Annotated in this window: 15 protein-coding genes and 1 tRNA gene; all 16 read right to left on the bottom strand. The window is 56.6% G+C overall.

What is annotated here, in order from left to right:
* Positions 1 to 113: 113 nt before the first annotated feature.
* Positions 114 to 3086 (bottom strand): serine/threonine-protein kinase PknK, encoded by a 2973-nt coding sequence (locus HZB29_01170; GenBank protein MBI5814202.1) that lies wholly within the window; start codon positions 3084 to 3086, stop codon positions 114 to 116.
* Between the two features lie 417 nt (positions 3087 to 3503).
* Positions 3504 to 3580, bottom strand: a tRNA-Met gene (locus tag HZB29_01175).
* A 60-nt stretch (positions 3581 to 3640) separates the two neighbouring features.
* The gene (locus tag HZB29_01180; GenBank protein MBI5814203.1) at positions 3641 to 5131 is read right to left on the bottom strand and encodes a hypothetical protein; all 1491 of its coding nucleotides are present in this window, start codon (positions 5129 to 5131) and stop codon (positions 3641 to 3643) included.
* Positions 5128 to 6279 (bottom strand): hypothetical protein, encoded by a 1152-nt coding sequence (locus HZB29_01185; GenBank protein MBI5814204.1) that lies wholly within the window; start codon positions 6277 to 6279, stop codon positions 5128 to 5130. The genes HZB29_01180 and HZB29_01185 overlap by 4 nt, the downstream gene beginning before the upstream one ends.
* 6 nt (positions 6280 to 6285) lie before the next feature.
* Positions 6286 to 7593: a nucleotide sugar dehydrogenase gene (locus HZB29_01190; GenBank protein MBI5814205.1), complete on the bottom strand. Its 1308-nt coding sequence runs from the start codon at positions 7591 to 7593 to the stop codon at positions 6286 to 6288.
* 33 nt (positions 7594 to 7626) lie between these two features.
* Positions 7627 to 9585: an asparagine synthase (glutamine-hydrolyzing) gene (gene asnB / locus HZB29_01195; GenBank protein MBI5814206.1), complete on the bottom strand. Its 1959-nt coding sequence runs from the start codon at positions 9583 to 9585 to the stop codon at positions 7627 to 7629.
* Between the two features lie 4 nt (positions 9586 to 9589).
* On the bottom strand, positions 9590 to 10576 hold the full coding sequence (locus HZB29_01200) for a class I SAM-dependent methyltransferase (GenBank protein ID MBI5814207.1): 987 nt from the start codon (positions 10574 to 10576) through the stop codon (positions 9590 to 9592).
* The gene (locus HZB29_01205; protein MBI5814208.1) at positions 10563 to 11705 is read right to left on the bottom strand and encodes a glycosyltransferase; all 1143 of its coding nucleotides are present in this window, start codon (positions 11703 to 11705) and stop codon (positions 10563 to 10565) included. The genes HZB29_01200 and HZB29_01205 overlap by 14 nt, the downstream gene beginning before the upstream one ends.
* The gene (locus tag HZB29_01210) at positions 11702 to 12826 is read right to left on the bottom strand and encodes a glycosyltransferase (protein ID MBI5814209.1); all 1125 of its coding nucleotides are present in this window, start codon (positions 12824 to 12826) and stop codon (positions 11702 to 11704) included. Before HZB29_01210 ends, HZB29_01205 begins: the two co-directional genes overlap by 4 nt.
* A complete protein-coding gene (locus HZB29_01215) occupies positions 12823 to 14445 on the bottom strand; it encodes a hypothetical protein (protein MBI5814210.1) in 1623 nt (540 codons plus the stop codon). Before HZB29_01215 ends, HZB29_01210 begins: the two co-directional genes overlap by 4 nt.
* Positions 14442 to 15530 carry a glycosyltransferase family 4 protein gene (locus HZB29_01220; protein MBI5814211.1) on the bottom strand — a complete coding sequence of 363 codons (1089 nt, stop codon included), beginning with the start codon at positions 15528 to 15530 and terminating at the stop codon, positions 14442 to 14444. Before HZB29_01220 ends, HZB29_01215 begins: the two co-directional genes overlap by 4 nt.
* 2 nt (positions 15531 to 15532) lie before the next feature.
* A complete protein-coding gene (locus HZB29_01225) occupies positions 15533 to 17725 on the bottom strand; it encodes a glycosyltransferase (protein ID MBI5814212.1) in 2193 nt (730 codons plus the stop codon).
* Entirely contained in the window at positions 17665 to 19668 is a 2004-nt protein-coding gene (gene asnB, locus HZB29_01230; GenBank protein ID MBI5814213.1) for an asparagine synthase (glutamine-hydrolyzing), read from the bottom strand. Before asnB (HZB29_01230) ends, HZB29_01225 begins: the two co-directional genes overlap by 61 nt.
* 51 nt (positions 19669 to 19719) lie before the next feature.
* Entirely contained in the window at positions 19720 to 21000 is a 1281-nt protein-coding gene (locus HZB29_01235; protein ID MBI5814214.1) for an SGNH/GDSL hydrolase family protein, read from the bottom strand.
* Entirely contained in the window at positions 20997 to 22028 is a 1032-nt protein-coding gene (locus HZB29_01240) for an SGNH/GDSL hydrolase family protein (GenBank protein MBI5814215.1), read from the bottom strand. Before HZB29_01240 ends, HZB29_01235 begins: the two co-directional genes overlap by 4 nt.
* Positions 22029 to 22368: 340 nt before the next feature.
* Positions 22369 to 24786, bottom strand: coding sequence for a hypothetical protein (locus HZB29_01245; protein ID MBI5814216.1), 2418 nt, complete (start codon positions 24784 to 24786; stop codon positions 22369 to 22371).
* Positions 24787 to 24829 lie beyond the last annotated feature (43 nt).

Here is a 24829-nt window from a genome sequence, read left to right on the forward strand (position 1 = left end):
AAGGGCGCGGTGATAAGTCATATGCGGCGTGTCCAGAAATCACCGGACCTGGTGATATCGTACTTCAACGGCGAAACGACGAAATACGCGGCTTGATACATATATAATAATGTCTATATTATTATGAGACGGTTAATAAAACGGCTGTTCAGCGCAAGCGCCAGACGCCCGAACTCGTAGCCGGCCTTGTGATTGCCCGTCACCCCGCCTATGAAAATGCCGCCGAAAACAACGTAGGCCACCGCGTTGTCATCAATGGTCCCGTAATCCAGACTAAGGTTGACGGCCTTGACGGCGTTTGCGATGCATAGCTCCGGCCGTATCTGATAGGACGCCTTCAACAAGGCTCCTATCAGACGCATCGCCGTGGACTTGCCCTCGTCTTCGCACAAGGGGAGATTGATAAGGTCCTCCGCCTTTTTGCCCCTCATTTTCCACTTTAACCTGACGAGGTCGGCGAGAAAAAGAGGCGGGACGAATTTCCCCTGCAGCGAAATCCCCATCATCTTCAACGCCTGCCGGCCAATGTCGTATGCTCCCTTGAAATCGCCGGTGTTCGAGTAAAAATGGACCATAGCCTCGTACACTTCGGCTTTTTCCTTTTGGCTTGAAGCGTATTTCAGGGCCTTGTGGTAAAGTTCCTCCGCTTTCCCGGCGTCTCCGGCCAGGTATTCGCATTCGGCGCGCTCAACCAACAGCTTGAACGAAAGGTCCCGGTTCCCCTCCTCTAGTCCCGCAAGAAATTCCTGGCCCGTCTTGATGTGCTCCAGCGCCGGCTGGAACGCCGCCGACCCTTTTGCCTTGACGGCGGCCGAAAGGTTGAGTCCGGCCAGGCGGACACGGAGGGCCGCTTCGCCAATCAACCCGGCGGCCTGGTTAAAATGGCTCACTATGACGAATATTTTATCGTCCAGCTGATTGTCCGGGGTGTTCGCAAGGAACATCTCGCCGGCCTTCAAATGTATTCTTTTCTTCTCATCTTCGCTTAGAAGGCCGTATGCCGCCTGCTGGATCCTGTCATGGAGGAAACCGAAGACAGCCTGCGGATCGATGGCGTCTTGCGAGGCATTTTCCGTGGAGGGCAACCGATCGAGGAATTTGCAGCCGTCCCCGGCAGGGACAATCAGTTCCTCTTTTAACGCCGGATAAATATTTTCCGCAACGGCCGCGGCTGGAACGCCGCTGACGACCGATAGGTCTTGCAAGGTAAATTGGGCGCCCACACACGCGGACAGTTTGAGCATATCTTGCGTTTGCGGGGAAAGTTTCCTTATTTTTCCCGCCATCAATTCGACCACGTTGCCTGATATTTCTACCAGCCCGATCCTGTGAATGTCCCATGCCCAGCGGCCTTTGTCATAGTCGTAATGCAACAGTTGGCTGTCATGCAGGTTTTTCAAAAGCTGACTGACAAAAAACGGTGTCCCTCCGGATTTCTTGTGGATCAGGCTGGCCAGCGGCTCTGCTTCGGCCACATCGCAATTGAGCGTGTCTGCGGTCATCTGGCACACCGTTTCAGCGGATAGATCCTCAAGCGCGATGGAATCTATCTCGACACCTTCGTTTTTCAGCCGGCCGATGGCGAGCATCAGGGGATGGGCCGCCTCCACTTCGTTTTCCCGGTATGCCCCCACGATCATAAGATTGGCGCACGAACGGTCTGATGCCAGAAGTTCGATCAGGTTCAGGGAGGGGCTGTCGGCCCACTGGAGGTCATCGAGAAAAAGGACAAGAGGGTGGTCCGCCCCGGCGAAGACGCGGACAAAATTCCTGAAATAATAATTGAACCTGTTCTTCGATTCCCGCGGGTGCAACGCGGGAACCTCCGGCTGCGCGCCAATGATGTGGCGCAGCTCCGGGATGACGTCTATTAGCACCTGCCCGTTGCCATCGGCGGCTGCCAGTATCCGCTCGCGCCATATCGCTATACTCTCATCGCTTTGCGTGAGTATCTGCCTGAGAATGTCCCCGAACGCCCGGATAAAAGAGAAATAAGGAATATTCCGCCGGTACTGATCGAACTTGCCCGTGGCGAAGTATCCGCGCCTGCCGGCTATGGGTTTGTGGATTTCATTGACCATGGTGGATTTCCCGGCCCCGGACCGTCCGGTCACCAATGCCACAGCGCGCCTTCCTCCACATGCCCGATCAAAAAAGCTGTTCAACACTTCAAGCTCTTTTTCACGGCCATAAAGCTTTGATGGAATAATAAATCTGTCCGGCGCGTCGTTTCTCCCCGGGACAAAATCTTCAGGGACTCCGCCGTTGCCCAGCCCGGCGATGATAATATCCAGGTCCTTGACCACGCCGATCGCGCTTTGATAGCGGTTTTCCGCGTTTTTCTCCATTAATTTTTTAACGACCAATGATACCGCCAATGGTATGGTTTTGTCCCGTTCATGCAGGGCGACGGGCATGACGGCCATGTGCATATGGATCATCTCCATCAGGTCGCCGGTCCGGAAAGGCTGTTCCCCAAAAAGCAATTCATAGATTGTCACGCCCAACGAGTAATAATCGCTCCTGTAATCAACCGGGCGGTTCATCCTGCCGGTCCTTTCGGGAGAAATGTAGGCAAGGGTCCCCTCAATATTGTCAGGGCTTTTCAACTGCTGGCTTCTATGCTTGAAAACGGAAGCGATTTCAAAATCAATGACCTTGATCTCGCCGGTTTTTCTGTTGATAAGTATATTCGCGGGATTGAAGTCGTTATGCATAATGCCCTGGCGGTGTATCTCATCCAGGGCCAGGGTGATTCCCCTGGCTATCTTCAGCTTTTCGTCCAGGCCCATCGAAAGGGTGGAAATTGATTTTAACGACTCTCCGCCGAAGTCGCCCATTATAATCGCCAGTGTGTTGCCAAGCTTTTCCAGGGAATATATTTTTACGGCCCCGGCGGAGCCCAGGTTTGTTGCAAGTTCATATTGGCGCCTGAAGTTCGCCAATTCCTTTGATGTTGGGAACTCTGCGGTCAGGACCTTGGCGATTATCGGGGATTGATCTGATTCCCGGCTTCCCCGGAAGACGGCGGTGGCCTGGTTCTGGAATATTTTTTCGCCGATTGAGTAGCCTTTTAAACCAATCATGATCGCTGGTTCAGGCGCAAGAATGGGCGACGTCAATCATAACTTTCATCCTTCAATCCTAATATTTGGCCGGCTGCCCACAGAAAAATGTTATGCGAGCAGGCAATCGAAGTCAAGATAAGACATCCTGGATGCTCATTCCATCTATATCGGCTTTAAAGATAGCAAGATTATTATTACCTATTTGAAGATGGCCGTTACGTGAAATACATCCAGCGCAGCTTGTCCACTCTTCGGTCCAGACCACGCTGGACGGTTACGGCCGCCTGCTCGAAGATGTGAATCCGGAGCAGGCCAAGGCCCTGGATAATGCGCTTTTCGGAGGAGGAGAAAAAGAGTCTGTTAGAAGAGTGTTAGAAAAAACGGGCTGATTTGGCGGGAATGAGGGGGGTGCCGAAACTAACCGCTTGTTTTAATTGGTAGCGGGGAGAGGATTTGAACCTCTGACCTTCGGGTTATGAGCCCGACGAGCTACCGGACTGCTCCACCCCGCACCTGAACTATTTATTATATTTTTTCTTTCGGCTCCAGTCAATCATTTTGCGAATTGTTTTTTATGAACGTGTGAACCGGCCATGGACAATGCCCGAGATGGTGTTTGTCCACCAGCAAGCTCCGGAAGCTATAACAGGCGCAAGGTACACGAACCGCATCCTGTAAAGGGTGCCGATGTTCGGAATAAACATCCCCAGAGGCCAGATTGTTATAAGGAGGAATATTACTATCCATATCCTCACCCTGCCCGGCGAGGACGAGCCTAGCATCTGGAATGCAAAGCCGGCGTACATTATGTACAGAACGATCATCTCAACGCCGCTTGCGATTTTCACCGCGGATTTTTCATTGATACCCTTTTCAATCCACTCAATGGGGAATGGGGCGAAATACGCTATTTCAAATCCGCGCGGGGAATATCTGATTATGTCGCCCAGGCTTCTGAACACCACGGTGGTGTCCACGCAATTTGCTTTCGGCTGCAGGTAGAAGGTAAGGAAAGTGTCCCGGTACAGGCACGCGCCAAAGACATACTTGCTGACGGACAGAGGCAGGAAACCGACTTCCTCCCAGCGGCTCATCAGCCTTTCGAGCATCCACGGCAGATTGCGCTCGTGCTCTTCCGCCAGGGCGAACACCATGCGTTCCTTGTCTTCCAAAGGCTCCGGGAAGTTGTAGTGCGACTTGAACAGCCACCTTTCAACAAGCATGTCAAGCTCAGGGGTCCTTTGCAGTCCGGCCAGCCGGGCCACCTTTTCTTTGTCGGCCTCGATGCGGGCTTCGTCCCTGGCGTTCTTGTCCGGGTGGGAGGGGACTTCCGCCAGCGCGATTTTGGCCGGCAGGAAAATCATGGCGAGGGACAGGACAACGGGGATAATAGCCGCATAAAGTGAATCACGGTCTTTTATCGCGGTTATTATGATGGCCGCCAGCGCTGAAATGACAAGGAAGCCAAGCAATTCCTTCCTGATCATTCCGGACAGGAACATTCCCGATGTTATCAGCGTGGCGTTGAACTTTCTGTCGTTTCCCTGCAGCAGTCCGCAGTATCCCCGCGTGAAGGCCAATACCCCCAGGTTGAAAAACGGGTCCTTCATAAGCTGTGAGCCAAGCATCAGGTTTGACGGCCACAATCCGTAAACAACCGCCGCCACCGCCGCACCTCTCCCTGCCCCGCCCGCAAATATCCCGGCCAGCGAATACACCAGCAGCGCGGAAAGCGTCCATGCGGCGGCGTTAAGGGGGGAGAAAGAAAGCGGATCCGCCCCGAACAGGTAATATGAAAAACCAACGAGCTTCACATGGAAAGGGTGTGACGCGGCAGGCACGGTCCAAAGCTTGGAAACGCTTTGAGTCTTGGCCAGCATGGCCAGATAAGCGGCCCTTTGATGGTAGTCGAACGAATCGAGCGCGAAGTTCCACAGCCCGGCCCCGTTATGCTGGCTTGCAAGGACGGTTGACCGCGCCACGGCAGACATGCCCGCGGACACCGCCATGTGGAACGCAAACAGGCCCAGGAACGCAAAAACCAGCTTCTTGTTCTTGTTCATGGAAACACCGTGATCCCCGCCAGTTTTTTATGGACAGCCTGCGCTATTATCCTGTTGCCATAAGCGGACGCATGTCCGGAATACGGCGCGATATTGAATTTGTCCGTTTCAAAGTTCTCGTCGAGCGCATCGGCCACCACAAGGCCGCTCATTTCACCGTTATTCACGAGCCCTTCCTTGAACGTGGCATAGGACGCCTTTTCTCCCCTGTCCTTGAGCTTAAGGTCGTGCGCCTCGGGTATGAACAGCAGGATCGGCATGAAACCGCGCTCGCGGGACAGCGCATGGAAACGCCGCACGATCTCATTCATCACCGCAAGCGGGCGCTCCTCCTTCCACAGATCGGGCCACCTTTTCACGCGGAAAAGCAGGTAGTCCGCCGTTTTGACAAGGCTCAATGAATATGGAAATTTTATCACCGGGCGCAATCTGTTGAACTCGTGCCAGTAATCATATTTTTGCACCGCTTCCACTATCCTGCGCCGCCCCTCGGGGCTTTCAGGGTCATTAAGATGCGAGGTCCGCCAGACAAACGCCCCGTTCTCTTTCACCAGCGCCGGTTTTATGTTCGCGCCGCCGGCGGTCACCCAGTAATAAAGCGGGCTTATATTCACGGCCCGTGCGATGTTCTCGCTGAGGACGGCCAGGATGATAATGTCCGTCCTGCGGCCGGAGTTTAAGTCCCGTTCCATCTTGAGCAATGCCTGGTCCGGCCCGTATCCCTTTACGCCGTAATTGAGGACCTTGGTTTTGGTGAATCCGGAAAGATAGTATTGCCAGGTCTGGTCATCATTGACGTCCTGGCAGAAAGTGAACGAATCGCCGTATGAAGATATGCGCACGGTCTTTGAATCACAGGGAGTGTTCCTGCCGCCATGGACCGGGTCGCTTGTGAATTTGCTTGTGTTTTCCCATCCGAGGACGGGATCGAATCCGGAACCGGAAAGGCTTCCGGACGGGGCGTTGTTTATTGAGCGCGCGTATTCTTCATCGTCCACCCGCAGATGGTACACAAGCCTGCCGCTTGCGTAAAAATAAAAGAACGCCCAAGACGCCGTTTCCAGGATGAATATTCCCGCCGCCAGCGCGCCCAGCGAAAATAATGCGCGCTTCAATGCAGAAGGACGGCCGATCCGTTCGGATCCCATCAGCCTCTAGAGGCTCCAGTAATCCGCGCCGCCAAAATCCCCCGGCGTGAACATGGACTTTATGTCTATGACAAGTCCATTCCCGCCTTTTAGCGATTTGCGCAGGGCGGCCGGCCCCATCTTGACATATTCTTCATGCGCCACTGCCAGCACGAGAATGTCCAGCTCCTTGAGTTCGTCAAAACCAACAAGGTTGACGCCGTACTCCTTCTTCGCCATTCCTTTGTCGCAAATAGGATCGTGGACGAACGTTTCCACGCCGAAGTCCTTAAGCTCGTTTATGATGTCCGGCACGCGGCTGTTGCGCAGGTCCGGGACGTTTTCCTTGAAGGTAAGCCCCAGCACTCCGGCCTTGGCCCCCTGCAATGTCTTGCCGGACTTTAGCAGCAGCTTTATCGCCTGCTGGGCCACATGCTTTCCCATTCCCTCGTTGATGCGCCGGCCGGCCAGTATCACTTCGGATTCGTACCCAAGCTCTCTTGCCCTCCAGGTCAGGTAATAAGGGTCCACCCCGATGCAATGCCCGCCCACCAGACCGGGGTAAAATCTGTGGAAATTCCATTTTGTTTCCGCCGCCGCCAGCACGTCGCGGGTCCTCAAGTCCATAAGGTTGAAGATCATGGACAGCTCGTTTATCAGCGCAATGTTAATGTCCCGCTGGATGTTCTCTATCACCTTGGCCGCCTCCGCAACCTTTATGGAGGCCGCCTTGTGTATCTTGGCGATGACAGCGTTGTACACCCCAGCGACGGTGTGAAGCGTCGGCCCGTCCTCGCCGGAGACGACCTTCACCACTTTGTCTATAGTGTGCTCCTTGTCGCCGGGATTGATCCTTTCGGGAGAATAGCCCACCTTGAAATCCACGCTTTGTTTCAGCCCTGATTTTTCCGCGATGATCGGCGCGCAGACATCCTCGGTGACGCCGGGATAGACAGTGGACTCGAAGACCACTATCGTCCCCTTCTTTATGTTGGCGCCTATGGTGGCGCTGGCCGAGCGCAACGGGCTCAAGTCGGGATTTTTCGCCGAGTCCACCGGGGTTGGGACGGTGACTATTATGAACCGCGCCTCTGAAAGAACGTCCGGCTTGTCCGAGAAAGTCAGGTTCGCGCTTTTCAGCCTGGCGCTTTCGACCTCGCCGGTCTCGTCATGCCCTTCGCGCAGCCGCTCCACGCGGCCGGAGTTGTTGTCATACCCCTTCACAAGGAATTTGCCAGCCAGCGCCACCGCCAGCGGCAGCCCGACGTAACCTAAGCCCACCACCGCGATGGACTCTTTTTTATCCTCAAGCCTCTTTAACAAATCGTCGAACATTGATTTTGCCATGCCTTTAATTGGGGATTCGTTTTACTGGTTTTTGGATAGCCACGCCTGGAACATCAGCGCGTTCCACAGGTAATACTGCCAGTTCCTTCCGCCGGAAAGATGTTCCGTCCACTTCTCCCTTATCGGCCCCGGGGAAAGGTATCCTTCCCGGGCCAGCCTGCCTTCCGCCAAAAGGTCTTCCGCCCATTCCTTCAACGGGCCGCGCAGCCAGCTGTCAATCGGAAGGCCGAAACCCATCTTCGGCCTTTCTATTATCTTCTCCGGGACATGGCGGTAAAGAATATTGCGCAACGTCCACTTCCCTTTGCCGTCCCTGATTTTATACCTTAAAGGCAGGCGCGCCGCAAGCTCGACAACCCTGTAGTCGAGCAACGGAGCGCGCGTCTCCAGGCTCACGGCCATGCTGGCCCTGTCCACCTTCACGAGTATGTCGTCGGGCAGGTAGCTTACGATGTCCAGCAGCATCATCTGACGGGTGAAATGCCCATCAAGCCCCTTGCCGACCCCGGACGTAAGCGCCGTGGGATACTCCATGCCGCCGATGGCCACTTTCTCCGGCTCCTTGAAGTGCGACACAAGCCCCCTGTATATTTCCACCGGGTCTTCCACTCCCAGTATCTCCGCCATCTTGTGCGCCTTGTCCCCGGCGCGGGCCACGCGCGCACGGGAGGGCAACACAGGTTCTATGGCTGCGTACATTGCGTCCCAGAATCCCGGCGGAACGCTTGTTATGGCGCAGGCCGCGGCCTTGCGCGCCCAGGCGGGAGCCCATCCTATCTTGCGCCATAGCGACATGGCCCACAGGTATCTGTTGTATCCTCCGAAACTTTCGTCCCCACCGTCACCGGACAGGGCCACCGTCACCCCTTCCCTTGCGATGCGCGAAACGAGATACGTCGGTATCTGGGACGAATCCGCGAAAGGCTCATCGTATATTTCCGGCAGGTCCGGGATAACCGCCATCGCCTCGGCGGGGGTGACATATAGTTCTGTATGATCCGTCACCAGGTGCTGGGCGACGGCCTTTGCGTGCGGAGCCTCGTTGTAACCCTCCTCGAAAAATCCGATGGTGAAGGTCTTCGGCGGCCTTGTGCCCGCCTGCTTCATGAGGGCAACCACCAGCGAAGAGTCCACCCCGCCGGACAGAAACGCCCCCAGCGGCACGTCGCTTATCATGCGTATCCGCACAGAGTCGAGCAACAGCGAGGCGAAGCGTTCTTCTATCTCCCTGTCGTCCCCCTCCAACGGTGAATTGAGCCCTTCCATATACGCCTGCTCCGCGGACCAGTAAGTCTGCGCCGCTTCGGGCGAGACGTGATCGAAGGGAGCCTGCACGGTCAACGTCTTGCCCGGCATGAGCTTGTAGACCCCTTTGTATATGGAATACGGGGCCGGTATGTAGTTGTGGCGCAGGAAAAGGGCCAGCGAGTTGCGGTCTATCTCCGCGTTGAAAAGCGGATGGGCCTTGAGCGCCTTAAGCTCGGAGCCGAACAAAAGCGTCCCTCCCGTCCAGCAGTAATAAAGAGGTTTCTTCCCAAGCCTGTCACGGGCGAAGGTGATTGTTCGCTCGCGCCTGTCCCACAGGGCGAAAGCGAACATGCCGTTGAACAGCTTTATGGCATCCCCAACGCCATACCGCTCCACCGCCTCGAGCATCACCTCCGTGTCGGAATGGCCGCGCCATTTCACCGGGCCGGATTTTTCCAGTTGCGCCCGGATGTCCTGGAAGTTGTACACCTCGCCGTTGAAAACTATCACGTACCTTCCGGAGGCGGAGGTCATGGGCTGATGCCCATGGGGTGAAAGGTCGAGTATGGACAACCGCCTGTGCCCCAGCGCAACACCGGCCGTAGCGTCCACCCACACACCCATGTCGTCCGGGCCGCGCCGGATTAGGGTGTTCGTCATTTTCACCACGGCCGCCTCCATGCGGTCCGCCGCGCCTCCCGTGGCCGTCACAAAGCCCGCTATGCCGCACATGACGTCAACTCTTTCTCACGGTGAAATGCCAATATGGGATACGGTTCGATATCTTCACATCGGCGAACGTGTCCTTGAGCCCATAAATCTGATCGCGCGTGAAGCGCTGCTCGATACCGGTGAAGAACCTGTCATAAACGTCCTGCCTGATCCGGGCGAATCCCTTGCCGGTGTACCCTTCGTACAACGGAACCTTTGACGACAGGCCGAGAGGTTTTAACGCCGCTCCCAACGCCACCATCGGCATGTAAACGAACACGGTGGTGAAAAACGTGAACGCTTCGCGGAACGCATGGTTTCTCACGCCGGACACGGCGCGGCGGACGGCGTCCACCACCTGGAAGATCGCCTTGTAATGGAATGGCCGGTTGTCCAGCGCGTAATACAGGTAGATGAGCATGTTCGGCGCGAAACGGGACAGGCCTCGCACAAGATCAAGCGCTGGCGCCGGGATATGGTGCAGCACTCCAAGGCTGAATATAAAATCAGCGAACCCGGTACGGAACGGCAAGTTAGTAATGTCCGCCATGAAGAATATTGCGTTGGGGGCGTCCTTCAGGTTTTTACGCGCCACAAAGATCGCCTCCGAAAAGTCCAAAAGTACGATCTCCCGGCAACTGGAGTGGATAAAATGGCTCCACCTGCCGATGCCGCATCCCGCGTCCGCCACCCGCGCGTCCTTGAGCGCCGGGATGTCAACAAGGTCGAAGTAATCGTTGAACTCCGCCTCATGCTCCGGCAGGATTTCCGGAAATCGTTTCCACTCTTCGCCGAAGGTGAACTGAATGTCCTCGGCGAAGCCTTGCCCGCTTGCGCCAGCGCCCGAGGAACCGCGAAGCGATGGGGGGAGGCGGTCATCGTCCAAAAGCACGATCACGTCGTCCACCACAGGATAGAAACGGCCGTCCACCGATATGCCGTCCTTTTCAAGGCTCACGTCCGCCGCCCCGAAAATATCCTTCAGCGAATCGAGCTTGTCAGCGTAATACATCCGTCCCGGCGATCCTTTCGTATAATTGCTCGTAACGCGTGGTGACCGCCGCCAGCGAATAGCGCTCCTCCACCCTTTTGCGCGCCATCGCCCCCATCTCCCGCCGGGAAGACGCTTCCATCTCCAGCAATTTGCCTATGGCGGCCGCCATCGCCTCCGGATTCCGCGCAGGCGCCGTCATCCCGGTGTCACCCATAAGTTCCTCCACGTCCCCCACCCTTGTGGCCACGCATGGCACGCCGCAGGCCATCGCCTCGCCTATGTTATTGGGAAATCCTTCGCTGTACGACGAGTTCACGGCGATGTCGAAAGCCGCCGTCACTTCGTGAATGTCCCTTCGCTCGCCAAGAGTGAATACTTTGCCTTCAAGCCCGTTGTGGCGGATCATTTCCGATATCGCCGCGTTGTTGTCCGTCCCCTTTCCGGCGAGTATGAAACGGGCGTTGTGATATTTCCCGGCAACTATCGCCGCGGCGCGCAGAAAATTATCGTGATCCTTCATCGGATCATACCGCGCCACGAGCCCGACGATCAACGAGTCCTCGCCAAGGCCCAGGCTGTTTCTGATCCTTGCTCGCGAGGAACCGTCAGGGCGGAACATCTCCACGTCAAACCCGTTTGGAATAAGCTCCCAGCGTTTTGGCGTGTAACCGAGCCGTTCATGGGCGGCCTTTCCGGCGGCTGAGTTCACCACCACGGCCTTCGGCATGGACGACATCCACGCCAGTGTTTTTATCACCATGAAAAGCGACCTTGGATGATCTTCCGGCCGCAGGTCCGAGCATCGCAGATTCCAAATCACAGGCGATTTTCCGGCAATCCTGGCCGCCAGCGTCCCCAAAAGATCGGAATGGTAAAGCCATGTTTGCACCACATCCGGTCTCTCTTTTTTCAACAGCCGGACGAGCCGTACAAATCCCCCCGCCATCGCGGAACCTGTTCCGGCCTCAAGGCTGTCCACCGGGATTCCCGCCGATTTTATCATTTCGCCCACCGGGCCTGCTCCGGTGACGCTGACGACGCTACATAAGAACTTGTTCCTGTCCATCCGCGAAACAAGCCGGCTTAGGAATATTTCAGCCCCCCCTATGTTCAGTCCGGTGACAAGATGGAGCACTTTAATCATCATCGCGCCTCTTCAATCACGCGCAATGTCTGAGCGGCCATGGCCTCCACGCCGAACATTTTCGCGATCCGCTCCCGTGCTTTGCCGCTTACAGCGTCTCTATTCGATTCCATCCGAGCGAGCATTTCCATGATACCTTTCGAAAGCGCCTCCGGATTTTTGGGCGGAACAATAATTCCAGTTTCTCCAGCAATCCATGCCGCGTCCCCCACGTCCGTCGCCACGCACGGGACGCCGCAGGCCATCGCCTCTCCCACCGCATTGGGAAAACCTTCGCCGATGGAAGAGAGCGCCGCAATGTCCATTGCGTTATATAGCGCTGGCATATCGCTGCGCTCCCCCGTGAAAGTGACGGCGGCCCCAAGGCCAAGTTCAGCCGCAAGTTTGCGCATCTTTTCAAAGTATTCTTCCGGCCCGCCACCCACTATAAGAAAGCGCAAGCCGGGCCGCGCATTAAGCATAATTTTCGCGGCGTGAAGAAACGTGGGATGGTCCTTCATCGGGTCCAGCCTTGCCGCAAGGCCAACCACCTTGTCATTTTGTGAATAGCCAAGCTCGGCGCGTACCTTTGCTCCGGCCTCGCGGTCTGGCCGGAACATTTGCGTGTCTATCCCGTTCGGGACAACGCTAAGCCTGGCGGCGGGATAACCCTTGTCCGCAAGGATGGCCATCCCTGCCTTTGAGTTGACTATCACCCGGTCGGCAAACGTAACGAGCCCCCTCTCCAGCGTGTACGAAAAGCCGGTGAGCCAGTCATACCGCGAAAGGTCCATGAACGAGGCCCGCACACTCCATATAACTTTCGCACCGCCGAAAAAAGGTTTTAGCGACGCGGCCATGATATTTGGCGGCCCCAGGTAGCTTAAGACGGCGGAGGGCTTTATGCTCCGGACAGTTTTGACCAGACGGGCGGCGAATCCGGCCGTGTCCCATCTTCCCTTCTTGTTCAACCGGACGACGGGAATCCCCGCCTCCGCCATATCTTTTTCAAAAGCCCCGCCGGAATAGAACACAGCCACATGCACCTCATGCCCCATCCGCTTGAGCGCCTGGGCTGTGACGGTCAACTGCCGTTCGGCCCCGCCGGTCTCAAGCGATCTGGCGAGAAACAGCAGCCTGCTCATCCGTGATTCAAGCGGCGCAGTGGAGCCGTGGCAAACGAGGCAATGTAACCTGCCGCCGCCGCAATGTACATGAAAGCCAGCGTCCCGGTGAACCTTGTGGAGCCGTATGTCACCAACGTGACAATCGCCATGTTGATGACGAATATCGCAAACGGCGCCGGGAGTGAAACATGCGCCCCACCTTTCAGCGCGTTTACCGCGATCAGGACCATGGCCGCCACCATCAGGATATGAATGTGCGGAAGACCTTCGTTCTGGTGATAGTAAGCGTATGAAAGTGCGGCGGCCAAGGCGACTGTCAGCGCATACCCGGAAAGCTTTATTAATTTGCCGTGCTCACGCGCAAAAGCCGGCATCGCACCGGTGGCCGCTTCGTAGATGACGAAGATAAGCATGATCTTCAGCGACAGGTATTCGTCAAATCCCCGGTCCAACTTGTTGAAGAAGATTCCAGGAAACATTTGCGGATGAGACATGTAAAAGCTTGCGGCCTGGGCCACAAGGGGCAATCCTTTTATTTCCGGCCTTTCGTAAAACTTTGCGGCCCCTTCCGGATGCCAGTCCCCGTCATAGGCCATTTCATTGTTGTTGTCCTGGATTATCGATTTTGCCTGCGTTGAAAACACGACGAACGACCCGCTTTTGACCGACGCATAGACAGACCATGGCGCCGCCACAGCGAAAAATCCCGCCGCCACCCACGCCAGCGTTTTCATGCCCGCCGGAGGGGCCGCTTCACTCAACGGCTCTTTCTTCCACGCTTTCACAAAGACATAAGCGAAAAACAGCGGTGGAACGAAAATCAACGTTCCTTTCATCAATGGATTTGCGGCAAGGACCGCTCCGAACGCAAAAGCGTTCATACACACCGGAGCGCGGCCAAGCCGCAGGAAAGCGATTATCGCGAGAAACGCCGCAAACGCCGTCAGCGGTTCGGTAAGGATATCCTTGGCCATCCCTTCGGCGTAACCATCCATGAAAACGTGCGCCCCGGCGATCCCCGCCGCCACGCCGCCATACCCCCAAAAGGCGTACCCGATATAGGGCATGGAAGCAGCTATGATTATCAGCGCCAGGAACTGCGCCTGTTTTGCCGCCCGGGGGGATACCCCGTAAATTGAGTAAACGGCGGCGAGAAACAGCGGATATCCGGGCGTCCGCATCGAATCGAATGATCCACCGCCGGCGCCTTGCTTCATAAACTGGTTTTTCAGCCCCTCATAGTCCTCACGAGGCTCTTCGGAAAATTTGTAAACGGAAAATTCCTCCACCCCGCCGAATTTGTTCACCCCATGCCCTTTAGCGAGGTTGACGGCCAGGGACTGGTATTCCCAAGTGTCGCCGCCGAAGTACGCCGTGTCCGTGAAAGATTTCGGCGCGCCGTAATATAGCGCCAGCGCCACGCATAGAGGGAGGCACACATATCGCGCCACCGCCGCCGAGGGACATATGCGCTTACGATCCTTCACACACGGCCACAGCGCAACCGCCGCCAGCGAAAACGCCACTGCGTATTTCCACCACGCGGCATGGCCGGTTGCGCCGTAATGCGAAAGGTAAAGATCAGCCAACGCACCCGCCACCATCGCATTGATGGCCGCACGCATAGGACCGCTCATGCGGCGCCCGGCCTTAAAAGCTCGTCCCACATCGCCATTACGCGCGCGGTGGAAAATCTTTCTGTCACCTGCGATGCGGCGGACGACAACCGGAGCCGCAAGTCCACGTCTGTAATCAGCCGGTCCATGACGCCCGCCAGCGCGTCCACGTCGCCCGGCGGAACAAGCAGTCCGTCGGCGCCGTTCCTTATTATCTCTCCCGGCCCCCATGGACAATCAAAGGCCGCCACCGCAAGCCCGCCGGCCATCGCCTCCAGCAGAACGTTCGGGAATCCTTCAAAGCGGGACGATAAAACGAATATCTTTGCCGACCGGAACGCCCCGGCAGGATCGGCGGTCTTCCCGTGAAACTCAACGCGATTTTCAAGTCCAAGCGCCGCGCGCTGCCGCTCCAGCGCTGTCCTTTCCGTACCTCCGCCGTATATGGAGAGTTTCCAGCCCGGGTGAGTTTCCTTTATCTTCCCGAACGCGTTGAGCAAAAGGTCGAATCCCTTTTGGGGTTCAAGCCTTCCCATGGCCACTATCACGTCACCAGCATCTGTCTGTGCGGCTGGATGTGCGTTGATGGCAGGCCCGATGGTATTGGGAATCACCGCAACGCCCCCCCTGCCCCAACCTTCATAATACCGGGCCGCGCCTTTTGTCTGCGTGACAATCCTGGCGGCGAATGGATACGCCACCCGGCGCAGCAATCGCCATGATTTTTTCTCCAGGTTGGCGAATGGGTCCACCCTTTCACACACCATCACAGGAATTCCGGTTCCCGCCGCCGCAAGGATTGTCAGGACGTTCACCTCGGTCATGAATGAAACGATGGCCGACGGCCGCGTATGTTTGAGCGCGCGCCGTAGCGCCCCCAACCTGCGGGCGTTGTTCGCCATGGCGTTCAATGCCCCTTGAGATGGCGCCATTAGCCCCAGCCGGGTGACCGCGACAGATTTGTTCATTTCGTAAAACGGCGCTTCGCCCTCCAGCAGGATGACGGACACATCATGGTCGCAAGCGGCCCAGTGGTTGGCGACAAACGCGAATATCTTCTCCGCCCCGCCGGCGCGCAGGGAGGAGATGACCATGGTTATCCGCATTTTTATTTGCCGGTCCCTGCGCTGATTATCGCCATGTACCCTTCCACGATCTCGTCAATCGAGGGTATGGATATGGAGCGGACATACGCCTCGTGGTTGTCGGCGATCCTTTCTATAAGCGCGGGGATTTCCTCCATCTGCGTGTAGCTTAATCCCCCCATCCCCACGATCTCCCGCGTGCCGCCGCTGTCAAGATATATCACCGGCGCCCCGCACGCCAGCGCCTCCGAAACGGAGTTGGAGGCGGACTCGTGGGCGCTTGCGAAAACAAACATGTCGGCCCAGCGCAGATGTCCGGCCACCACTTCGGACGGGGCCGGCGGTTCGGTCTTTATATTCTTGAACTCCGCCTCGCATCTTCCAACAAAGGTGTATTCGATGTTGGAAAAGTCCAGGGCTCCGTCCAGCCAGGCGAAGGTGTCCCGCCCCTTGCGCACGTTGCCGGACCATGAAGTGGACACGATGCGCAGTTTGCGCTTGCCGTCGTACGGGACGCGCCCGCGCGCATGGAAAATGTCCGGGTCAACGGAATTGCGCACCACGCATGGCCGCACAGGGTTGTAGCCCATCTCCAGGCTTTTGGTGAGGCTGTATATGGACTGGAACGCGGTGAAGTCCATGTGGCGGTTTATGGCGAACACTTTGTCGTCATTCTCCGAAGGGTCCGTGCCGCGGTAGATGGAGATCGGCCCGTTCACCCTGTGTATGAAAAGGTTTCCCGGCTGGGCGGCCCGAAGCTCCGCCACTTTCATATAGTCGAACCATATGGCGTTGAAGATGTGCGCGTGGCATGCCCGCTTCCAGTCGTTCCGCAATATCGTGACGCCCCGTTTAGTGAAAGCCTTTTCCAGCGCCAGGTAAAACTGGTTTGCGCCTCCGTACGGGGGGGGCATGAAGTTGTTCCACAGGTTGACAACCGTTTCGCGCGGCGGCTTTTCGAATATTTTGTAAAGATTCCTTTCCGCATAGCGCAGCACGCGCCTTGCGCCTGTGACGATGCCGCGCCCCTGGTATTCCGGGTAAAGCGTCACACGGCCCCGTTTAACCTGCGGCCGCTCATCGGACGAAAGCCTTGCGGCCACGTGGGCGTAAATATCCCGCAAGGAGGCGGCGCATATCTTCCCGGAAGTGAAGCCCCGGAATTTTTCGCTGAATTGTTCATAAAGACTTTTGGCAAAACCTTCATTGGCGTCTTTGACCAGTATTTGCGCCCCTTCCACCGCGTCGTTGAAAAGAAGCGGCCCGGGCAAAGTGTCTTCCGCGATGCCGACCCTGGCGCTTATCACCGGCACGCCGGTGAGGGCCGATTCGATGATCGCGCGCGGGGCTCCTTCCCACCTGCTTGGCACCACGGTGATGTCGCACAGCCGGTACAGCAGGTTGAGCGTGGACTTGGGCTGTATGTTGGCCGGATAATCGTCCCCCTCGATGACGGGGCCATAATACCGGAACGGGATTCCCTCTTGCGCAAGTGTCCTGCGCAGCCAATGGCGCCGAGGCCCAGTCAGCAACACCATAAGGCGCCCGCCATCTATTTTCCGCGCCGCCAGTTTTAACATGGCCAGAAATACATCGGCCCCCTTTTGCCGTTTGGGGCTGTCCAGGTTTCCCCCTTGCGTGTCGCGGAAAAAGTTCCCCACAACGTAGGCGTTTTCCGGTATGCCCAGTTCCGCCCGCAGATTGGCGAGCTGCCCCGCCAATTCCGGAGAATCGGTGAACCCGTCCTCGTCGAAAATGTACGGGACATGGAAAACGTTCTCGAAACCCAAACGTTTCAAGTCCCGCAACGCCTGGCCGCTTTGCGCGATAAGCGCCGTGGAGGCAGCCATCAGCGCCATCATCTTTGGATTTTCCACAAGGCTGAACGGGGCGTTTGAGAATGACAGCACGTGCGGGGCCAATGGCTGGTTTCCCATGACAGACCATCTGGACGCCGTGTTCTCCGGCCAGACGCAGTGGAGGACATCGGCCTTGTCCGCCGTGTCCACCACCTCGACTGCGCCTGAAAGGAACTTGCGGGCAAGCCGCGCCTCGGTGTCCAGAGCCCATCCTGTCTGGTCCGCCCCCACCACGCACACCCGCAAAGGCCGCCCTTTGTATATAACCGGATTCACCGCATCGTCCTCATATTCATTTATTTCGCGCCGTTTAGCCACGCCTGAAACATGAGCGCCGTCCACAACTGATAGTGCCATTGCGCCTTGCCTGTCACATGCTCCGCGAGTTTCGCCCTGATGGGGGCGGGATCGAAAAATCCTTCTTCCCTCAACCGCTTTTCGGAAAGCAGGTCCTCGGCCCAATCGCGCAGCGGCCCGCGCAGCCACTGGCTTATCGGCATTGAAAAGCCCTTCTTGGGCCTGTCCACTATCCCTTTGGGGACATACCTGTAAAGCAGGTTTCGCAGGACAACCTTGCCCGTCCACCCCTCGATCTTAAGTTCCGTGGGCAGTGAAGCGGAAAACTCCATCACCCGGTAATCGAGAATGGGGCTTCGCGCCTCCAGGCTTGTCCTCATCGTCACACGGTCCACCTTGGCCAGTATGGAGTCCGGCAGGCGGCTTGCGATGTCCAGATATACCATCCGCGCCACCTTGTCTGGCGAAACGAGCCATTGTGAAGGATCGGAAATCACGGTGGAAAGGTTTTCCGCCCCGATGACTATCTGGTCCGCGTTGCCCCAGTGATATATCATTCCGTAAAACCGCTCCGGCTCGACGTATGGCAGTATCCTTGCGAGCTCATGGAGCTTGTCCCCGGCGCTGTCCCATCGCCGCGACTTCGGGATCATCGGCTTTACGGCGGAATATATGGAGTCCCAGGCCTCTTTTGAAACAGCCTTCAGGGCCGCCGCCAGAGCCCGCCGGGCGGGATTCGGGATCGGATCCACCTTGGGCTGCCATTGGTTGTAATACCAGTTGGCGGTGTTGTACCGGGGATATCCGGAGAACATCTCGTCCCCTCCGTCACCTGTGAGGCACACTGTCACCTCTTTTCTGGCAAGGCCGGAGACGATGTAAGTGTTGGCCAGCGCGGCGTCCGAAATGGGCTCGTCGCATATGTCCGCCATTTCCTCAAGAACGGGCATGACCTGGTCCGGGGTGACGTAAAGCTCCGTATGGTCCGTCCCCAGCGCCTCTGCCACCGCCTTTGCGTGATGCGCCTCGTCGTGCTCCTTTTCCCGCGCGCCGATGGTGAATGTTTTCACCGGCCGCTGGCTTTGCGCCTGCATTATGGCAACCACCGTGGCGGAATCTATCCCGCCCGAAAGGAACGCGCCAACGGGCACGTCGGCCAGGGTCCGCAGACGGGTCGCGTCCCGTAATATCTCGTCGAGCCTGTCCACCGCCTCGTCCATCGTGACATTCACAGGCCGGCGCGAGCCGCGCTCCATCAGGCCGCGCAGATCCCAGAATCTTTTGGGACAGGCCGCCGTGTCCGCGTCCGCGTATGGCGAGAACGGCCCACCGGCCGCCAGCGGCATGTCCACCGTCAGCAAGCAGGCGGGAGGAATTTTGTATATCCCTTCGTAAATAGAGTGGGGCGACGGTATGTAATTGTGGCGCAAAAGCAGGGAGACGGCTCCTCGGCTTACCTTTCCCGCAAAGGCGGGATGGCGACGCATCGCCTTTAGTTCCGAGGCGAACATGAACACTCCGCCGTTCCATCCGTAGTAAAGCGGCTTTTTTCCCATCCTGTCGCGGGCCAGAGCAAGAGTCCGCGCCACCTTGTCCCACAAGGCGAAGGCGAACATGCCATTGACCAAACCGAGGGTCTTTTCCACCCCCCACCGCTCCACCGCCTCCAGCAGTATCTCGGTGTCGGAATGGCCTCTCCACTTCACCGGGCCTGTGTCCTTCTCAAGAATCGCGCGCACTTCGGCGAAATTGTACACCTCGCCGTTGAACACGATCACCGACCTCCCGCTGGCCGACACCATAGGCTGATGCCCGCTTTCGGAAAGGTCGAGGATGGAAAGGCGCCTGTGCGAAAGCGCCACGCCGGCCGCATCGTCCACCCACGCGCCGGAATCGTCGGGACCGCGGTGACGTATGGAATCGGCCATGCCGGCGGCGGTATGCCCCATCGCATCGGCAGTAGCGGCCCCGGAAAGGTCTATGAAACCTGCTATTCCGCACATTGCTTTATCATCGGAACGTCAGCCGGTGGTGCGCTTGGCCGGGAATATTTTTCAGCGGGCGGCCTTTTTTTTGTTTATCATCTCAAGCGCAATCGGCGCGAGGGCCTCGCCGATCCGCCTGTTGGCCGGATCGTTATAATGGACGTCGTCAATGAACATTTCGTCCTGGTCGTTCTCGAACAGGCTGGACAAATCGGCCATCCTCACCGCCGATGGATCCTCTTTCTCCTGAATTTTCCTGAAAGCGTCCCCCGCTTTATGGAAGAACGTTTTAAAGACTGATATGAAAGAGTTCACCTCCCTGGTCTCATACTCCTTTAGCGAAAGGCTGTCGCGCTCCCTGGCCGAGAGCGTTTTCTTAAACACTATCGCAGGCTGCAGAACATGCAGCAAGGGTATCCCGTTTTCCCGGGCCACCCCCCTTGCGGCGGCCTCGTAGTAAAGGAAGGCTCCTATGCTGAATTTGATGTCGCCCCGGACAATGTCCAGCAATTCATGTTGCGGCGCTGGCGGCTTTAACGTCAACTCGCTTTTGCCCTTGAACACCTTGATCGCTTCCGTCAAATAATAACCGTCGATCTTTCCCGGCGTGACCTTGTATTTCATCGTCAAAAGCTGCGCCAGTGAAAAATCGCCCTGCTGGACTTTCTGGATGTATTTGCCGAAATTATTGATCCCGCTCACCCTGTCGATCTGCTGGCGGTAATAGTCCTCCGCGCGCGTGTCGTAGTTAAGCGCGTCCGTCCCGCCGTCAAGGATGATTATCATGTCCGGCCAGAACGCCGGTATCAGCTCGTTCATCAACGCCATGGCGACCATCGGCATCGTATAGGCCCCCATTGCCGCGTTTATCACCTCCACTTTCCGCTCCCCGCCGATTTTTTTGGCGAGGTCCTTTTCAAGGACAGCCGCTATCGTGGCCTCGTTTGAAGACGCCCCCTGGCCGGATGCGGCGGAAGCGCCTATGAATATTATGCGGATGGTATCGGCCGGCTTGGGATCCTTGTACTCGTCGTTTGCGTCGTTGCGGTTGGATATGAAGCCGTACTTGTTTGTCCGCAGGCCGGCCACATTATCATTGGGCATATACGCGAGTATCCGCGTGAAGCTGAAATATCTTTTTGCGGTCAGTATCGGCCCGTCTCCCGGATTCGATTCCGGCGCTATGAAGTTATGTTTGAACCTGCTTATATTGGGGCCAAGTTTCATTTTCAAATAAAGATACGACACGCCCTCGATGGCGCCCGCCATAAGCAATGCGCAGAACGCCCCGATTACCATCGCAAGGATCACCTTGCCCGCTTTTCCGCCCCGGGCCGTTTTGTCTGTCATCTGGCCATCGGTCCGTCCGTCATCGCATTTACCAGGCCCGCCTGCGTGAGCTTTGCCATGATTGCGTTGGCTATTATCTCGTGCCCCTTTTTGTTCGGATGGGCGTCGTCCGGGGCGACCCAGAGGCTTTGCGGGGCTTCGGCGGCGAACTGGCCGGCCAGATCGATCACAAGGTCCGCCCCCCCGGAAATCGCCGCGTTGCGCACCTTTTCGTGTATGTCCGCAAACTCGTAGTTGCGCCCCACCGCGTGCAGCTCCGGCAGTATCGCGACAACATATACAACGCCGTCCGCTTTAGCCTGCCGCCCCAGTTCCGCCATTGCCCCCATGGCCGCTTCCCATCCTGGCGAACCGGCGGAATAAAGCGATCGGTAGTAACTTTTATAATCGCCGCCGCCCCCCTCCAGCGCGGTGCGGACCATGCCAAGCTTGCCCCAAAGCCACATGGCAAAGTACGAATAGCTCAATAGCCTGGGTGATTTATGGGCCAGCGCTTCCTCCGCGTCGTTGATGAAATAGTTGAGAATCACCATGTCGGGTTTGAACTTCCGCCCCCGTTCCATGTAAAGGGCCGCTTCCTGCGCGGTGTTATAGTTCACAGTTCCGGTGTTCATCACCTGCGCGCGCCGCGCGTTTCCAGCAGGCGCCATTTCGCGGTTAAGCCCCGCCTCCAGCAGTTGGGAGAACCTCTCCTCGCGCTTTGCCCCCCATCCGAACGTCAGCGAATCGCCAAGCAGCATTATCCGGTAAACGCCGGCCGGCTTTTCAACTCCATACTCATCGTCGCGGAAACCATGGGAATTCACCGAGACAGGAACTTTCATCAACGTGGCCGAAGAGCCGGGCGCAAGCTCATGCCCCATGGCCTGGTTTGATGACTGCCTGTCCATGATGGAGGCGAATTTGTTCATCTCCATCCGGGAGTCGGTCTTGAGGCTGAAATAGACCCGGGCCACTCCCTCCAGCGCGATGAGGCATATGGCCAAGGAAAATATGGCCGCGGCGGCCGAACCAAGAAATTTGCGCATCAATTCTTAAAGGAGCCGGTCATTTCCGCGCTTTAGGCTGGAACAGGGAAACGCCCATCAGAAAATGGCGTAGATGAACGGGCCGAAGCTGGAGTCTTCCGTCAACAGTATCAACGCCGCAAGGCCGGCCAGGACAATGATGAACGGGACCAGCATGTAATACTTGTATTGCCTGAAAAATTCCTTCACGACCAGTCTCTCCTTCCCGCGGCGGTTTGTGTTGCGCTGTAATCAGCCGTTTTTCCCAACAATCCGGCAAAATATATCATAGTTTCCACACCCGGCCATACTGTTTGTGGCCGCATGATAAGCCTTGCGCCCGGGAATTCCCGGGGCCGTTTCACTTTATTGGTTTGGCCATTTCTGGCGTCACTTGGGCGCGGCGCTTCTCCCACTCGGTTTGTATTTCCGCAATGTCATCGGGGCTGGCATTGGAGATGTGCCCGAAAGAAAGTCCCCAGAAAGGGAATACAGAACTTACCGATGACCTGATGTCGTGCAGATAGTCATACGGAACATGGTATTCAAGCCACAGGTTATCGTCTGTGTTGATTTTATCAAAGGCGCCGATATACTCACGGACCTTATCGGGGGTCATCGCCACCAGTGACAGCAATTCCACGGGAGAATGGACGTCAATGGACGCAAGGTCCTTTTCGCCGAGGTTGAAGTTCTTCTTGATGAGGGCGTAGTCTATCTTCCACCCCTCTTTCTTGCCCACAAGCAGGAAATGCCCTTTCACATATATGACGGCGGTCTCTTTGAACACGCCCGCGAATGTGTTTATGGCCGTCTTCATCGACTCCGGCGACATGTGATACGAAGGCATCCACTGGATGAAAGCTCCGTTGTCCGCAAGACGGTCCTTGACCAGTTCATAAAACTCCCGCGTGTACAAGGTCCCCACGCCGGAGATCATCGGATGGATCGGGTCTATCGTGATAATTCCGTATTTCTTGCCGGTGTTGGCCAGATAATTCCTGCCGTCGTCAACGATCACATGAACTTTTGGTTTGGTCAGCACCCCGCCGTTCACATCCTTTATATAAGCATGTGCGCCCACCACCTCGGGTGACAGCTCTATCACATCGATCCATTTTACCAGGGGGAACGACTCCAGATAACTTGTTGTGAGCCCAAGCCCCAGGCCGATGACCAGCGCGTTGTCCGGTTTGGGGTTGAGGAGCAAAGGGAAATGCGACTTGAGGACGAAATGCCTCAGTTGCAAGTACGAATTGTCCGCTTCGACGTTGCCGTCTATCATAAAAACGGTCTGGCCGCTTTGGTTCTTCAGGATGTTTATGTTCTGGTAAACACCCTCGCGGCTGTATATCAGCCTGGTGTCCTTGGACGGGCGAGCGTAATTGGCCACGATTTTTTTCGGCATAAGCATCGCCGTCAACGACAGGACGATCACAGCCCCCGCCAGCGCCAGGTGGGATTTTTCGACACGTTTGCCCATGTAATGAACGGCCCCGGCGCCCACCGCCACCAGCATCAAGGCCAAAGCGATCATCGCTCCCTTGGCGCCAAAAGCGGGGATCAATATGAACGAGGCCGCCAACGGCCCGATGATGGACCCCGCGGTGTTGGCCACATAGACCGAGCTCAACTTCCCTCCGGCGTGTTCCACGCTGTCCGTGCACATCCGCACGGCCATCGGGAAAAGCATTCCGGACATCACGCATGGTATCAGCACGAAAAACGCCGACGCCAGCCCCTTTCCCACCGTGCTGACGAACAGCCAGCTGTCCGGATTGCCCTTGAACACAGCCAGCATCGCAAATACCAGATTGGTGTACAGGTTTGGGAATACGTAGAACAATAACGCGGACACAGAAACGTAAAGGCCGGCGAGCATTATGTACAGGACATACTTTTCCGGCAGCTCTTTGCCGGACTCTATGAACGATCTGGACTTGCGCGCCCCAAGAAATATTCCCAGCAACACGAACAGGAGCATCGTGGAGAAAGAATATACCGTCGCGGCCATGTACTGTATCAGCATCCTGGCCCATACAACTTCAAGCGCCAGTATGCAAAATCCGATAAAAAACGCCGAAACAATCGCGGCCCTGGCCGTTGACCTCCCGTACACCATCAATGGAATATTGGCTGAAGGCCCGGCCTTTGAAATTATTGAGTCCTCTTTTTGCCGCGCAAAGTGCGTAACGATGGCGACACCGGCGATAATAAAATTCAGCGTGGCGGCCGTCCATGTGGTCGTTGAAAGGCCGAACATGTATATTGAAATGAAGCCTGAAACAAGGACGCCAAAGAACGCCCCAATTGTGTTGATGGAATAAAATCGCGAGACCTCTTCGCCGGCATGCCCTTCCGAGACCGCGAATTCGGCGACCACTATCGGCAAAGTGGCTCCCATCATTGCGCTTGGAATCATCAATACGATGAAAATTATCGCGAACTTGAATGTCCAGTAAACAGATGAGGCGGCCCCGAAGTAATTCACATAAAGATCATGGAGAGGATGTCCGGCGAATGCAAGTATCGAAGGGAAACTTACCGCGTAAACGCCGATCAGCAGTTCCAGAAATCCGTAGATAAGCACCCGGCCAGAAACACGGTCCGCCACTTTCCCGGCCAGAAAGCTGCCAAGGGCAAGCCCGAGCATGAACGCGCTCAACGTCATGCTCGTGGCATAGACATCCGACCCAAGGGCGGTCATAATCCGCTTCTGCCAGACGACTTCATAGATCAGGGAAGTGAGCCCGGAGAGGAAGAACAGCGCCGAGATCACGATTCGTCTTGGAACCGTTTTAATTTCTTGAAAAATATCCTTA

The organism is Nitrospinota bacterium, assembly GCA_016235255.1.
GTDB lineage: Bacteria > Nitrospinota_A > UBA7883 > UBA7883 > JACRLM01 > JACRLM01.

Excerpts from the sequence above, each read along its gene's own strand:
- HZB29_01170 (MBI5814202.1), bottom strand. The coding sequence starts at position 3,086 with ATGATTGGTTTAAAAGGCTACTCAATCGGCGAAAAAATATTCCAGAAC.
- HZB29_01180 (MBI5814203.1), bottom strand. The coding sequence starts at position 5,131 with ATGAACAAGAACAAGAAGCTGGTTTTTGCGTTCCTGGGCCTGTTTGCG.
- HZB29_01185 (MBI5814204.1), bottom strand. The coding sequence starts at position 6,279 with ATGGGATCCGAACGGATCGGCCGTCCTTCTGCATTGAAGCGCGCATTA.
- HZB29_01190 (MBI5814205.1), bottom strand. The coding sequence starts at position 7,593 with ATGTTCGACGATTTGTTAAAGAGGCTTGAGGATAAAAAAGAGTCCATC.
- asnB (MBI5814206.1), bottom strand. The coding sequence starts at position 9,585 with ATGTGCGGCATAGCGGGCTTTGTGACGGCCACGGGAGGCGCGGCGGAC.
- HZB29_01200 (MBI5814207.1), bottom strand. The coding sequence starts at position 10,576 with ATGTATTACGCTGACAAGCTCGATTCGCTGAAGGATATTTTCGGGGCG.
- HZB29_01205 (MBI5814208.1), bottom strand. The coding sequence starts at position 11,705 with ATGATGATTAAAGTGCTCCATCTTGTCACCGGACTGAACATAGGGGGG.
- HZB29_01210 (MBI5814209.1), bottom strand. The coding sequence starts at position 12,826 with ATGAGCAGGCTGCTGTTTCTCGCCAGATCGCTTGAGACCGGCGGGGCC.
- HZB29_01215 (MBI5814210.1), bottom strand. The coding sequence starts at position 14,445 with ATGAGCGGTCCTATGCGTGCGGCCATCAATGCGATGGTGGCGGGTGCG.
- HZB29_01220 (MBI5814211.1), bottom strand. The coding sequence starts at position 15,530 with ATGCGGATAACCATGGTCATCTCCTCCCTGCGCGCCGGCGGGGCGGAG.
- HZB29_01225 (MBI5814212.1), bottom strand. The coding sequence starts at position 17,725 with ATGGCACTATCAGTTGTGGACGGCGCTCATGTTTCAGGCGTGGCTAAA.
- asnB (MBI5814213.1), bottom strand. The coding sequence starts at position 19,668 with ATGTGCGGAATAGCAGGTTTCATAGACCTTTCCGGGGCCGCTACTGCC.
- HZB29_01235 (MBI5814214.1), bottom strand. The coding sequence starts at position 21,000 with ATGACAGACAAAACGGCCCGGGGCGGAAAAGCGGGCAAGGTGATCCTT.
- HZB29_01240 (MBI5814215.1), bottom strand. The coding sequence starts at position 22,028 with ATGCGCAAATTTCTTGGTTCGGCCGCCGCGGCCATATTTTCCTTGGCC.